This is a genomic window from Pseudanabaena sp. BC1403 (assembly GCF_002914585.1).
Classification (GTDB): Bacteria; Cyanobacteriota; Cyanobacteriia; order Pseudanabaenales; family Pseudanabaenaceae; genus Pseudanabaena.
Window position 1 is genome coordinate 218644 of sequence record NZ_PDDM01000005.1, and the last position, 13416, is coordinate 232059.

General features: G+C 43.4%; 11 protein-coding genes. 2 read left to right on the forward strand and 9 right to left on the reverse strand.

Features of this window, described 5'->3' with window-relative positions; all coding sequences use genetic code 11:
* Positions 1-63 precede the first annotated feature (63 nt).
* From CQ839_RS07220 to cobO, 6 genes are all read right to left on the reverse strand, one after another.
* Positions 64-444 (reverse strand): hypothetical protein, encoded by a 381-nt coding sequence (locus CQ839_RS07220; RefSeq protein WP_103667596.1) that lies wholly within the window; start codon positions 442-444, stop codon positions 64-66.
* 406 nt (positions 445-850) lie between these two features.
* Positions 851-1012, reverse strand: coding sequence for a lysozyme inhibitor LprI family protein (locus CQ839_RS25980; RefSeq protein ID WP_103667618.1), 162 nt, complete (start codon positions 1010-1012; stop codon positions 851-853).
* Between the two features lie 268 nt (positions 1013-1280).
* Positions 1281-3518: a PhoX family phosphatase gene (locus tag CQ839_RS07235; protein ID WP_103667598.1), complete on the reverse strand. Its 2238-nt coding sequence runs from the start codon at positions 3516-3518 to the stop codon at positions 1281-1283.
* Between the two features lie 130 nt (positions 3519-3648).
* Complete coding sequence (locus CQ839_RS24775) at positions 3649-3861, reverse strand: hypothetical protein (protein WP_146048707.1); 213 nt, start codon at positions 3859-3861, stop codon at positions 3649-3651.
* A gap of 430 nt (positions 3862-4291) precedes the next feature.
* On the reverse strand, positions 4292-5380 hold the full coding sequence (locus CQ839_RS07240; RefSeq protein ID WP_103667599.1) for a Gfo/Idh/MocA family protein: 1089 nt from the start codon (positions 5378-5380) through the stop codon (positions 4292-4294).
* 129 nt (positions 5381-5509) lie between these two features.
* The gene (cobO, locus tag CQ839_RS07245) at positions 5510-6118 is read right to left on the reverse strand and encodes a cob(I)yrinic acid a,c-diamide adenosyltransferase (protein ID WP_181016131.1); all 609 of its coding nucleotides are present in this window, start codon (positions 6116-6118) and stop codon (positions 5510-5512) included.
* Positions 6119-6290: 172 nt separating this feature from the next.
* On the opposite strand from cobO, the gene cax reads away from it, so the two are divergent.
* Positions 6291-7373, forward strand: a complete 1083-nt coding sequence (cax, locus tag CQ839_RS07250) for a calcium/proton exchanger (protein ID WP_103667601.1) — start codon at positions 6291-6293, stop codon at positions 7371-7373.
* A gap of 28 nt (positions 7374-7401) precedes the next feature.
* On the opposite strand, the gene CQ839_RS07255 is transcribed toward cax, so the two are convergent.
* From CQ839_RS07255 to CQ839_RS07265, 3 genes are all read right to left on the reverse strand, one after another.
* Positions 7402-7653 (reverse strand): HNH endonuclease, encoded by a 252-nt coding sequence (locus CQ839_RS07255; protein WP_103667602.1) that lies wholly within the window; start codon positions 7651-7653, stop codon positions 7402-7404.
* Positions 7650-8765, reverse strand: a complete 1116-nt coding sequence (gene ribD / locus CQ839_RS07260; protein ID WP_103667603.1) for a bifunctional diaminohydroxyphosphoribosylaminopyrimidine deaminase/5-amino-6-(5-phosphoribosylamino)uracil reductase RibD — start codon at positions 8763-8765, stop codon at positions 7650-7652. The genes CQ839_RS07255 and ribD overlap by 4 nt, the downstream gene beginning before the upstream one ends.
* Before the next feature lie 293 nt (positions 8766-9058).
* Positions 9059-10708 carry a 2-isopropylmalate synthase gene (locus tag CQ839_RS07265; RefSeq protein ID WP_103667604.1) on the reverse strand — a complete coding sequence of 550 codons (1650 nt, stop codon included), beginning with the start codon at positions 10706-10708 and terminating at the stop codon, positions 9059-9061.
* Between the two features lie 350 nt (positions 10709-11058).
* Between CQ839_RS07265 and CQ839_RS07270 the strand changes: the two genes are divergently transcribed.
* Positions 11059-13263 carry a hypothetical protein gene (locus tag CQ839_RS07270; protein WP_103667605.1) on the forward strand — a complete coding sequence of 735 codons (2205 nt, stop codon included), beginning with the start codon at positions 11059-11061 and terminating at the stop codon, positions 13261-13263.
* Positions 13264-13416: the final 153 nt, after the last annotated feature.

The following is a 13416-nucleotide window of genomic DNA, read 5'->3' on the forward strand; positions in this document are numbered from 1 at the left end:
AGTTATTGTACACATAAATCCTTAAAAGCCTTGCTGAATAGAGCTTTCAAGGATTTATGTAAATCAACCTTCAAATGAATCAAGATCTAATGCTGCTGAGCCACCCCGTTCTAGTTCGACCAGCATCTGTCCTAGTTGCCGCCAAACGAGGAAAGCAATACCGACAGTGATCGGAATTGCGACGATGTAGCCAAATAGAGTCGGGAAACCAAACACCTCTAGTCCTGTTGACATAAAAACAGCGATACTGATAGTCATACCAAGATAGGGGATTTTGATACTTGCACTTTTTAGCTCTAGCATGATGCGAGAAGATTTACTGCTTGACCAAGATCTAACAAGATTCCGCAAAGTTGCTTCAAATGATCGCCCACAAGCGAGTCCAGCAAGAAGGGAAATAGCAAACAAAAAATATGGGGGATCAGCAGGAAAGTAATAATTCACGAGATTGTATAAATTTTTGAAGTGTATTTTTAATATTAAGCCTAATAGTATGGCAAGTTACAAATCATAAGTACAGGTACTTACAGCACTTGTTGATCAAACCTGCCACAAAGAAGACCGCTGGGCAAAGCCCAGCAATGGTTTTTATATTTTTAGCTGTAGCGGGTTTGAAAGCAAATTTCTGTATTTACTGATTGATTCCAGCCCTTTGATTCCCAGAGAGATTTTATGCCAAGACTGAAAATGACCTTGTTGTTTCGGTTAGTGTCATGAATTATTCGCGTTCCAGATAATATCCTCATGTAGGGGAAGCCACGGAAATTCATAAATTTATAAGTTTTTAGATCGCCTCAATTTGGGGATGCTTTAACCTAAACCCACAAGATGTCGCAGCGATCGCAATAAGTTATCTCAAATATTCTCTTAAAAGCTTAGTCCTTTCAATAGTTATTCTCATCAGACAATTGTTTAAAAAAGCGCTATATCCATTGCCACCTCTATTTTGTTTAGTCTCTCTTTTACAAGTAGCATCGCGCTCTTCAATCCATTCTAATTGTTGAGCGATCAGGCATAACTACACAAAATAATTGAACCAAAAAACATAGCGGCGGGCGTAGCCCGCCGCCATGTTTTTTGGTTTTATGTGGATCATTTTTTCTTTGGAGTTCCCTTAAATCGCTATAAAACTGAAAAGTCTGATAGCGATCGCCTTTTTTACTTTTTTCAAACCTCATATCTATGAACGTCACTGAAACTAGACAAAATGCCTTCAAATATAGAAAAGCGTTATTCCCAATAAATTGGGAATAACGCTTTTTACTGTTATCGAAATGACGTTAAATCAAAGGCTGATTATTTAGCTTACGGATGGCAACTACCGCAGGTTTCGGTGGCTCATTAGGCTTTAAACTGGGCCAGTTAGAACCAATGGGAACCTTACGAGTTTGGATAAACTCTTCACCACTTGTTGTTCGCATGGCAAGTTTGCGAGTCTCAAATGCCATATCCTTGCGTGTCCCCTTAACTTCACCTGGATGCTGAACCGATAGAAATAGAGTTTGCTGATCGCGACTGAAGAATGGGCCAGTAGTTTCACATTCCATTGGACCAAAACCAAACAAGTAAGCTTGACCTGCATTTTCTCCCGATGTGGGGATAAACCAAATGGAGCTATTACCGTACAGACCCCGTAGATTCGATTGGCTGACGGGTTTACCTTCCTTGTCAGTGCGACTAGGAATCGCTTTGTTGTACTTATCGCTAGAAATATCTGTCACCATCCATATATTGCCACTGCGATCGATCGCCATATTGTCAGGATTTGTGAAACCTTGACCGCCATCTGCGGGTTCGCCACCCGTAGCAAGGATGCGCCAACGGAAACTCATCGCATCGGGTGCATTGCTATTTTCGGCAAGACGCATAATCCATCCATGCTCATGGGCTTTACCATCTTTGCCTTTAAAAATGCGAAGATCAGGACTGCCATCACTAGCGCTAATTGACCCAGAGGTAAAAGCAATCATCAAAGAGCCATCGGGGACAATCTCTGTATCTTCGGGACGAGCTGTACAGGTTGCGCCTACAGCATTAGCCGCATAGTGAGCATCAATCAAGATTGCGCCCTGCTTCTCTGCATCGTTGCCTTTATATAGATCGCCCAAAACTTTGAATTTTGCTTTGAATTCGGCAACTTCCTCATCTTTTGTTGCCTTAAATGAGCCGCCATCAGGACGTTTTGGCAAGGGCAACATTTTTCCTGCTAATACACTAGGTTGATCAGGATTGACTTGAGTAGATGCCTTGAGCGGAATCCAAGTTCCCGTTCCATCGGAATTAAATTTAGCTGCATAGAGCATTCCTGACTCTAGAAGCTTAGAGTTGCCTTTATCCTTTGGATCGGTAATCGTACCGTTGCTGACAAATTTATAAAGATGTCCGCCACGGCGATCGCAACCTGAATAAAAAGCCAAAGGCTTACCTGCTTCAGCACGGATACCAACTGCCTCATGGCGATAGCGCCCCAGCCATGTGTGCTTTGTCCCATAGTCTTCAGGATTAGCGGGATCAATTTCGACAATCCAGCCATACTTATTGCCTGAGAGACCAAAAACGCTACCAAGACCAACAAATTCATCTTCATCATTTTTCCCAAACTTTTTCTTGCTCGGCGCAAAGGGAGTTCCATCGGGCATCACTTGGTCTGGTACAAGGGTTTGGTAATTTTCTTCAGCACTTAACACGGTTCCCCAAGGCGTTGTGCCACCTGCACAGTTGCTAAATGTGCCGATAATGCGATCGCCTAGTTTGTCCACATAACCCATTCCTTCGGTTTTGCGGAAGATATTCACGGCGGGCCCTGTAGATTTGAGATAGCGACCATCCTCTAAACCAGATAGCCCAGTTACACGGCGATCGGCGTTAGAATTGGTGCGTACCCATTTTCCATCTGCATCACGACGGACAGAAATAACGCCGATGCCGACATCGATCATGGCTTCTTTTGCGATTAGTTCTAACTTGGCTCTTAAAGTATCACTCTTAGCGAGGGCAAGCACATTTATGCCATCATCTCCTGCGGCTTTGAGTGCCTTATTCATGTCAGCAAAAGGAAGAGATTTACCAACTACCTTCCCGAAACTCTGTTCCCAAAGAACGTCGCTAATATATTCAAAATTAACGGTGAGATAACCTTCATTTTCTCCTGTTTCTACTAGAGATAGATAATCGTTGTTATAACCAAAACGTGAATCGCCTACTTTGTCGCCCCATGCTGCCACTACATCATAGGTGAAACCTTCTGGCAAAACGAGATCATCGACAACCTCAAAGGTTTTGTGGGATGCAATCTCTTGAGCCTTAGACAGTCCACTAGTTTTGAGTGGCATTGGTCCTTGAACTGGTTTAAAACTCAAGTTGCTAACTGTCGCGGCAAAAGCCTCTCCCGAAGGTACAGTTTCCAGAAAAGGCATGGAAAAAGTTTGATTTGAGTTAGCTTTGGGCATGGCATCAAAGAGGAGCGTTCCTGCGCCTGCTCCCAAAAACATCAAGAAATCTCTACGTTTAATGCTCATATATTTTTAGCTAATTTAGATGGATTGAGTTTTAAGCGGTTTAGCCGTGCTTTGTGCGGCTAAACCAGAATTAATCAGAGCGACTAATTAGAAAGTGAATAAAGTCTTAATCGTGCCTACCCAAACCGTGTCATTGGCAGCACTGTGGTAAAGTACCTTGAAGAACATTCTGATCGATCTTCTGGAGAGTACTTTCTACAGTCAAATGATTTTGGATGTCACGCTTCTGGGAAGTAGAATTTGATTGAGTATCAATAGCATAGGCACTATTTATATTAAATAATGAACCTAAAAAGACTACTGCAAAGGATGACTGTTGCAATTTAGAATGTGTTAGTTTCAAAGCTAGTATGATTTTCCTCACGCCACAGAAGATCATACTTTTGTATTAGTTATCCAAATTTATCGTTAGTTTAAGCTTTGTTTGTGGTTTTCTTATGCTTTAAAATTAGCCTCAAAGTTGAGGAGCAATATTTCATATTGTTTCTCAACTTTGAGGTTTTGATGTATAACAAAGTTATACCAATTCACAAAAGTGTGACAACACTTCTGTGAGTTAAAAACCAAACCCATCAAGGGTTTTCAAAACACAAAATGGCGTAGCAATTTTATGTTTTGGTATTAAAGTTGCTTAGGATAGACAAGGAGCTTAAGTCCCTTGTTCATCAAGCTTTACTCAGTTAGTATCTATCCTAACTATTCCGTTCTTTGTTGTATTCCTATCAAATTGTTAAAACAGCGATATTGTGGAAGATCGTTGTTTTAACTTTTCTCTAGAAAGACGATGGAACATCAAGCCATTTCTTTTGCTGGTGTGACTCTTGAGTTAAATCCATAAGTAACTGTGACCATGCACCTTCATAGAGACTCGGAGTCATAGGTTGTCCAGTTTGAATTGACTGCACCCAGCGATCACATATGGCTAGCACAGGCGCGAGACGACCATCGGTATATGTCTTGGGGAGTTCATATTCGGATGGGATCGGTACAACTTCCATTTCCGTGCGATCGATTTTGCCTTGGCGCAAACTGAAGCCATGTACATAATCCGATTGATTAGAACTACCCAGTACAAGGGTTCCATTTTCACCATAAACCGTCAGCCAATGACCACGACCGCGATAGGTGACAGTACTCAGAGAAATATTGCAGGGAGTTCCATCGGCAAGTTCTAGGAGAATATTGCAGGTGTCATCGGCATCGACAGGACGCAGAACACCATTTGCATCAGGACGTTCAGTAATGCCTGTACTGAGTTGACCAGACACACTTTTAATGTCACCAAATAACCAGCGCACATAGTCAAAAACATGGGAACCGATCGCACCTAATGCACCACCACCAAAAGCTTTTTGGCTATACCAATTCCAAACCCGCTTAGGATCGGCGCGACCTTGTACCAACCAATCAATTTGAATCAGCCTTTTTTTACCCACATGATTCTGATCTAGGAGATGTTTAAAGTAGCGCCATTGCGGGACACAACGGAATTCAAAGTCGGTAGCGGTGATGACTTGACGCTTTTGGGCAAGTTGATACAGTGCGATCGCCTCTTGAGCATTCATTGTCACAGGCTTTTCTAGCAAAATATGCTTGCCAGCTTCGATCGCTGCTTTTGCCTGTTCATAATGGAAACTTGGCGGCGTAGAGATGGTGACAGCTTGGACTTGTTGTAGTGCGAGTAAATCCTCAAGGCGATCGCAAGCATGGGGCATATTAAATTTATCAGCAATTTGTTGCGCTTTGATGCGATCGCGATGGTAAACCGCTACAACTTCTGTATCAGGATGAATTTGTAGAGCAGGAATATGGATAATCTGACCAAAGCCCGTTCCGATAATACCAACACCAATTTTTGACATATTTTTTCTAAGGGTTCAATAAAATCTCTGAGAGATCCCCCTCAATCCCCCTTAAAAAGGGGGAAGAATTAATTCTCCCCCCTTTTTAAGGGGGGCTGGGGGGGATCTGAATTAATTCTTGAATGGGTTCTAAAACTCGATTCCAGCTTGAGCTTTGACACCTTGCTCTCTAAAAGGGTGTTTAACAAGTTCCATTCTCGTTACTAAGTCAGCGACTTCGATCAGTTCAGCAGGAGCCCCCCGACCAGTGAGAATCACATGGGAATCAGCAGGTTTCTCTTTTAGCCCTGCAATCACAGTCTCGACATCGAGATAGCCTAATTTGAGAGCAATATTTACCTCATCAAGGAGAACAAGCTTGTATTCAGGATTTTTGATATAGCTAAGTCCCACTGCCCATGCTTCTTTGGTTTTTGCAATATCGCGATCGCGGTCTTGAGTTTCCCATGTAAAGCCCTCACCCAAAGCCTGAAAAAACAGTTGATCCTGCCACATTTCAAATACTTTTTTTTCCGCAGGTTCCCATGCGCCTTTGATGAACTGAATGATCGCGACTTTATATCCATGCCCTAGCGATCGCAATACCATCCCTAACGCGGCGGTAGTTTTGCCCTTGCCGTCACCAGTATTAATGATGATCAGCCCTTTTTCGAGGTTACGCTCTGCGACTCGCTGATGTTGCACCTCTTGGCGGCGCTGCATTTTAGTGCGATGTTGTTCGGCGGTAAGTTCAGACATGGAGATTTCCTGATGAATAGCAATAAAGCGATGCTTTGTTAAGTTATTTTAAACCGTCATAATGCTTAGAAAAAATTAAACCCAAAAAATTTAGAGGAGGTCGCGAAGCGACCTCCTCTAAATTTTTTGGGTTTTGTTGGTATATTTAGCCTTAATGCTACAACGGCTGCATATGTTTAAGAAAATCTTCTCCTTTGGTTTGCTTGTATTTGTACCGATATCGGTCATCGGTCACTTGCAAGGATGGAATTCTACGCTGATATTTGTGACTTCTTCGATCGCGATCTTGCCCTTGGCTGGGTGGTTAAGTACAGCAACCGAGGAAATCTCGGTGGTTTTGGGGCCTTCATGGGGCGGTTTGTTAAATGCAACTTTTGGTAATGCGACGGAGCTAATCATTGCGATCGTGGCACTGAATGCAGGATTTACCAGTGTTGTAAAAGCTAGCATCACTGGCTCAATCATTGGCAACCTGTTGCTGGTGATGGGTATGTCTATGCTTTTAGGCGGACTGCGTTACAAAGAGCAGGAATTTCAGCCAACCATGGCGCGATTAAACGCTTCAGTTATGAATTTGGCAGTAGTGGCAATTTTGTTGCCGACGGCTGCAAATTTTACGACTACGGGAATTAGTGAAGACATCTTGCAAAAGCTATCGATCGCTGTAGCGATCGTGTTGATTATTGTCTATTGTCTAACGCTTCTATTTTCGATGAAAACCCATGCCTATCTCTATGACGTGGGTAAATCTGAAGCAGATGATGCCGAGGAGAAAGAAGGACATCCTCAGGAAATCAATCTTAAGTTATGGATTTCGGTTCTGCTTGGCGTGACCTTGTTAGTTGCCTTAGAATCTGAGCTTTTAGTAGGAACTTTAGAAGAGGCAACAGCCCAACTCGGCTTAACAGAACTATTCACAGGGGTAATTCTATTGCCAATCATTGGTAATGCTGCTGAGCATACAACGGCGATTACCGTGGCGATGAAGAACAAAATGGAACTCTCGGTCTCGGTTGCCGTAGGCTCAAGTATGCAAATAGCGCTATTTGTTGCACCAGTGCTAGTCATTATCGGTTGGTTTATGGGACAACCAATGGATTTAAACTTTAATCCTTTTGAGCTAGTGGCGGTTGCTGTGGCGGTGCTGATTGCCAACTCGATTAGTTCCGATGGGCGATCGAATTGGCTAGAAGGATCTTTGCTAGTAGCGACATACGCAATTCTAGGCTTTGCATTTTATTTTCAACCAGTCTAAGCAAAAGCGGCGCATTGCGCCGCTTTTGCTAATCACTATACAATCTCCGAAAGCGTGGATCGAGTTTGGCGCTTTTCTCTCGATTACATTTAGCACAAAGGGTTTGGAAGTTACTGAATTCATTAGTTCCGCCTTGTGCTAGCGGGATAATGTGATCAACTTGTAAGTTTTTAGTAGTAAGGTCAATCTTCTGACAGCTCTGACATTGGTAATTGTCACGCTCAAAAACATATTTTCTAACTTCAGGTGGAAGATTAATGCGCGGTGTTTTGTCGTTCATTGCAGATAGCCAGTAATTAAGAAGTCTGTACCAATTTGTTGAAACTGCGATCGCGAAAGATTTATAGCATCAGTCATCAACGCTAATCCTAAATCGTCAATAGGACTCGAAGCCGTAAATCCGCCAATTAACTTGGGCGCAATAAAAGCATAAACTTTTTGTACCATCTTAGCCTTAATTGCGGCTGCACCTAATCTCCCTCCGCATTCCCATAAAACTGTATTGCAGCCACGCTTACCCAATTCTTGCATGACGAATTCAGGAGATATGTCATCTAGTTCGAGAACTTCAACTTTGCGATCGCGTAGTTTTTGCTTAAGTTGAGAATTGATATTAGGCAAAGTGATTACCAAGGTTTTTTCGGTATCTGTTATGTTCCATAAATTGGCAACTTCAGGAAGATCGAAACTTTGCGTAACTACAACTCTTAAAGGAGAATGAACACTCAATCCATGAGTATTTAAGTGGGGATTGTCCAGCCTAACTGTATTCCCACCCGTAATAATTGCATCACAACCCACGCGCAGATCATGCACTAAATGCCGAGCCTCTGATCCAGTAATCCAATAGCTATGCCCAGAAGTCGTCGCAATTTTGCCGTCAAGGGTCATCGCATATTTAAAAATGCCAAAGGGCAAATTCGTTTTCATGCGATAGAAGAATGCTTCATTTAGCTCTAAACATTGTTGTTCTAAAACACCTGTAGTCACCTTCACTCCCGCCGCAAGCAAGCGATCGCGACCAGTTCCAGATACTTGTGGATTAGCATCGATCGCACCAATGACAACCTCACCAATTCCCGCCTTGATAATTGCTTCAGAACATGGAGGCGTGCGCCCGTGATGATTACAAGGCTCTAGATTGACATATAGGGTTGCATCTCGCAGATCTTCGACTTTTTGTTGCGCGGCTCGAATTGCAAATATCTCTGCATGAGGTTGACCTGCTTTAGGATGTAAGCCTTCACCCAAGACCTGTCCATCTTGCACAATTACGCTTCCTACCATGGGATTTGGCGCAGTTTGCCCTCTCGCTTTTTTAGCCAAATCAATACAGCGTTGCATCCAGAGATCATGCTGTGTTACTGCTTCTTTATCTACTTTTTCTAGCATTTAGGATAGAATTCACAGCGCTTTGCGCTGACATAAAAACCAAAGAAATTTTTGAAAGTGACGCAAAGCGTCACTTTCAAAAATTTCTTTGTACGAATTGGCTATGCAAGTTATGACTTAGAGAGTGTTTGAGAAGTTTTACTTTTGCCCCCCTAGCCCCCCCAATTCTGGGGGGAACCAGATTCAAGTCCCCCAGAATTGGGGGATTTAGGGGGCGAGAACATTGGCTTTAGCTGAAGATAGTGCTGTAAGAAGAGGCAATTGGTAAATTGCCTCTTCTTATGGAGTTAGCTTTACAGAGCAGCTTCTTTTTTGAGCTTGTCGCGATCGCTTATCTTCGTGGTCGGAGACTGAAGCGCAAAGTAGAGCTTATTCAAAGCACTGAGATAAGCTCGCGCCGAAGCAACAATAATGTCAGTATTTGCAGAATGTCCAGAGAGCGTCCCCACGTCAGGATGCTTGAGACGAATCGTGACTTCGCCGAGAGCATCGATACCTGCGGTAACTGACTGCACTGAGTACTCGATCAATTGATTCGGTACATTCACAATGCGATTAATCGCTTTGTAAATTGCATCAACTGGCCCAGTCCCCACTGAAGCATCAGTAATTTCTGCACCATCGGGCATGACGATAGTGATTGTCGCCGTGGGGATAGCGCGATCGCCACAGCTTACTTGGACATGATCGAGCTTGAAAGCTTCGGGTGCATGACGAATTTCGTCGTTGACGATCGCCTCTAAGTCGCGATCGCTAATTTCTCGCTTTTTATCAGCAAGTTCCTTAAAACGCACAAAGGCAGCATTAAGTTCTTGTTCCGAAAGCTCAAAGCCAAGCTCTTTGAGGCGAGAACTCAAGGCATTACGTCCTGAGAGCTTACCAAGCACGATCAAATTGTCGGTTAACCCGATGGATTGAGCATCCATGATTTCGTAGGTGAGGCGATTTTTCAATACGCCATCTTGATGGATACCTGACTCATGGGCAAAGGCATTTGCGCCGACGATCGCTTTATTGGGCTGAACCAACATACCTGTGAGGTTGGACACAAGACGAGAAGTCTTGTAAATCTGCTTTGTGTCAATGTTGCAGAGCGGCGCAATTGATTCCGCAGGACGACCGAGGAAACTATTGAAATAGGAGCGGCGCACATGCAAAGCCATCACCAATTCTTCGAGGGCAGCATTGCCTGCACGTTCACCGATGCCGTTAATCGTGCATTCCATTTGACGCGCCCCATTTTTGGCAGCTTCAAGGAAGTTCGCCACAGCCAAGCCAAGATCATTGTGACCATGCACCGAGATAATTGCGCGATCGATATTTGGCACATTTTCTTTGATCCCTTTGATCAAAGCGCCAAACTCAGAAGGAGTCAAATAGCCGACCGTATCGGGGATATTGACCGTGCTAGCACCCGCCGCGATCGCAGCCTCTAATACTTGATAGAGAAACTCAGGATCAGAGCGACCTGCATCCTCTGGTGAAAACTCGACATCGGCAACCTTTGATCTGGCATAGGCAACCATTTCTGGCACGATCGCTAAAACTTCAGCGCGAGTTTTCCGAAGCTTATATTCCAAGTGAATATCTGAGGTGGCGAGAAAAGTATGAATTCGCCCCTTAGCCGCAGGCTTGACTGCTTCGGCAGCAGCTTCAATATCGCCTCTAGTAGCTCTTGCTAAACCGCAGATCGTGGGACCATTCTCAGTGCCAACGAGCTTAGCGATTTCTTGGACTGCATGAAAATCACCTTTGCTGGCAAAAGGGAAACCTGCCTCAATGATGTCTACACCAAGTCGAGCCAGTTGCTGCGCGATTAGCAATTTTTGCTCCACGTTCAGAGTTGCGCCTGGGGACTGTTCGCCATCGCGTAAGGTGGTGTCAAAAAAGATAATGCGGTCTTGAGCAACTTGAGACTCTTGAGATGTTACTGATGTAGACATAATGCGTTAATTCATGAATGTTTATTGTGAGATCGTAACTATTTGGCGTAACTATTTGGCTTTAGCTAAATTTTCTGGTGGCTAATTCGCTATATCGATTTTAATTTTACCTGCGGCAAAATTAAAACTTAAAACCTTTGACAAGATTGACCTTCAGTTTTCAAATAAGTATTTGCTCATTTGAAAACTTTTTTAGGTTGTAGCGATTGCAACAGAAATTTAACTATTGCAATCTTAGCCCTTTTCTTTAAAAATGGTAAGCCAATTGTGAGAGTTTACTGCGCTGTAGGCGCGGTAAACTCTCACATATGCTAGGCTATTGCATCCGTTTGAGATTTACGATGCCGCGCATGAAATCTTTACCTGAATCTTCAAAACCTTTTGGCGATCTTGTTAAGGCAGATCGTGAGTTGCAAGGCGTTAATCCTTCTACATCAGAATTACCAGAAATTGATCCGCGCGATCGCTTTACATGGACAAACTTTTTTGTAGTTGTAAGTATTCCTTTAGTAGGGGGCTTGGCGGGGCTGGGACTAATTTATCTAGCCAATCCCTTGGCGATCAGTTGGTTAGCGTCTTCTGATGCTCCTGCTTTTTACTCTAGTTCATTATGGAATATTCCTAAAAGCATCCCGCAAATCCAAGCTGAGTTAGGGCGTAGTTACCTAAAGCTCGGCGAAAGTTACAATCTCAAAACGGGTGAAATCATCTATACGGTTTTGGAAACAGAAACCCAAAATATTCGTGAAATTCGCTTCTATCAGCCCATTTGGGATCGGGGTGTAGAGAAATACCTGTTAGTCAGTACAACCACAGTTGCAGGAATTGACGAATATTTTGTGCGATCGCCAAAGTTTAAATATGCTACTGAGCCTATTCCTGAGCGATTGCGGCCAGATCGCAATCGGCTTCCACTCAAAAAATTAACATTACTAAATAATCCTCCTTCTCAATTCAATGGAATTTGGTTTAGTACAACGGGGAATATCGGTGGTATCGCCTATGGACAAATCTATTACTTTTCTAATGATAAGCGATCGCAGTTAGTAGAGCTAGATGCATGGACTAGTCCAGTGGGAGAGCTTCCAATATGGCGTAATGCTTTATCAAGCAATTCTAGTTCTGTGCAATTGGTGGTTAATCAAACTCAATCATATGATCCTGCTTATCTTATTTTTCAACCTGAAGAAGCGATCGGTAGTTCCATGCGCAAAATACAATTGCGGATGGTGACATTAAATGAAGCGAAGGGGCAACCCAAATCCTATCAAGATGCCTTAGTGATGGCGAGTGCTGGACTATGGTCACCTGCATTGGGCAAATTCAATCTGATGGTGGATGAGGTGCGATCTCAAGGGAAGCAACTCTCGCCATTTTTGCAAGAACAGTATGACTTGATTGCATTGCACGCCAAAATTACCTCAGACCAAGCCCAGAATCCTAATTCTAGTTTGGGAGAAAAAGCACTAGTTAACATTATTGATGGAAGATGGTCTGAGGCTTTGGCGATCGCCAATGATCCCGCTTATAAGGGCGATAAAATTGCCGAGATGTTAGCGAAGTATCATCCTCACATTTGGCAACGGGTGATGACCATGTTGACTTTTTCTGGAGCCAAGGAAATTAAGCTATGGGGCGGACTAGTTGTTCTACAGCGTAACGGGTTACGCCGTGCCGAGCATTGGCTACGGGAGCAGAAGGTCGATTCTAAAGAATCCAATCAATTATTGCAACGTCTCGATCTTGCCCCTGTTACTCTCGACCCGAAACAATTAATCGGAACAGTTACCTATATTGGCAAGGGAGATGCAGGATCTGAATGGTTTTTGCCACCACCAAAGCTCGAATCAGGACAAGGCTGGTATGAAGTCAACATCAATTTGATTAAGGACGGTGATAAGTGGAGTAATGCTCCATTTAGTGAACTTAGCGATCGCTCATCAATTTTGTTGTGGAGAATTTTAGGGCTTTCTCTCAATAGCAGTCTAGGAGTAGTGTTATACGAACCCAACGGTAAATCTCAAGCAGCAACTTTAACTGCCCATTCCCTCTGGGTTAGCGATAATGGAAGCCTTAGAATTCTTGCTTCAGGAGAGGTTGAGCTTGCCCCTTTGCTAAATAAAAGTATTCTTCAACCTCTCGTCACTAGCGGCGGTGGATTTAATCCACCTAATGGATCTCCTGTCGAATGGCAATCCCTCTCATCAACAACGATTGAACGCATAGTTAGGACTATGTATCGCGAGTTGCAGCGCAATGGTGAAGTTTCACTCAGCATCGAGGATTTCGGTGTACTAGTGCAGCAGCAATGGACGCTGACCTCGGTAAGTCTCGATGGTACTGGGAAGCCTGAATATTTACTATTGCTCGATCGCGAAAAGGTTGATTTAGGAGATCGTCATTATCCTTTAGCGATCGCATTCTCTAGCGACGGCTCTCTTCTATTTAGTGATATGAGTGGTGGCAGAGTCTGGATAGATGTTTTACCAAGCAGTATTGATGGACAAATTCTCACGCTTCGGAATGGACGTTACGAAGTGTGGAACTTCCGTTAGTCAAGTCACAATAAAACCCGATAATAGAATGGCGGCACAAAGCGCCGCCATTCTATTATCGGGTTTTATAGCAAAGTAAGGTTAAGATAGGACATAAAATTGAAACAGAAGAGACAGAAAAAGAAACGAAAATGACAGCAGCTTACAGCATAG

Excerpts from the sequence above, each read along its gene's own strand:
- CQ839_RS07235 (WP_103667598.1), bottom strand. The coding sequence starts at position 3,518 with ATGAGCATTAAACGTAGAGATTTCTTGATGTTTTTGGGAGCAGGCGCA.
- CQ839_RS07240 (WP_103667599.1), bottom strand. The coding sequence starts at position 5,380 with ATGTCAAAAATTGGTGTTGGTATTATCGGAACGGGCTTTGGTCAGATT.
- cobO (WP_181016131.1), bottom strand. The coding sequence starts at position 6,118 with ATGTCTGAACTTACCGCCGAACAACATCGCACTAAAATGCAGCGCCGC.
- cax (WP_103667601.1), top strand. The coding sequence starts at position 6,291 with ATGTTTAAGAAAATCTTCTCCTTTGGTTTGCTTGTATTTGTACCGATA.
- CQ839_RS07255 (WP_103667602.1), bottom strand. The coding sequence starts at position 7,653 with ATGAACGACAAAACACCGCGCATTAATCTTCCACCTGAAGTTAGAAAA.
- ribD (WP_103667603.1), bottom strand. The coding sequence starts at position 8,765 with ATGCTAGAAAAAGTAGATAAAGAAGCAGTAACACAGCATGATCTCTGG.
- CQ839_RS07265 (WP_103667604.1), bottom strand. The coding sequence starts at position 10,708 with ATGTCTACATCAGTAACATCTCAAGAGTCTCAAGTTGCTCAAGACCGC.
- CQ839_RS07270 (WP_103667605.1), top strand. The coding sequence starts at position 11,059 with ATGAAATCTTTACCTGAATCTTCAAAACCTTTTGGCGATCTTGTTAAG.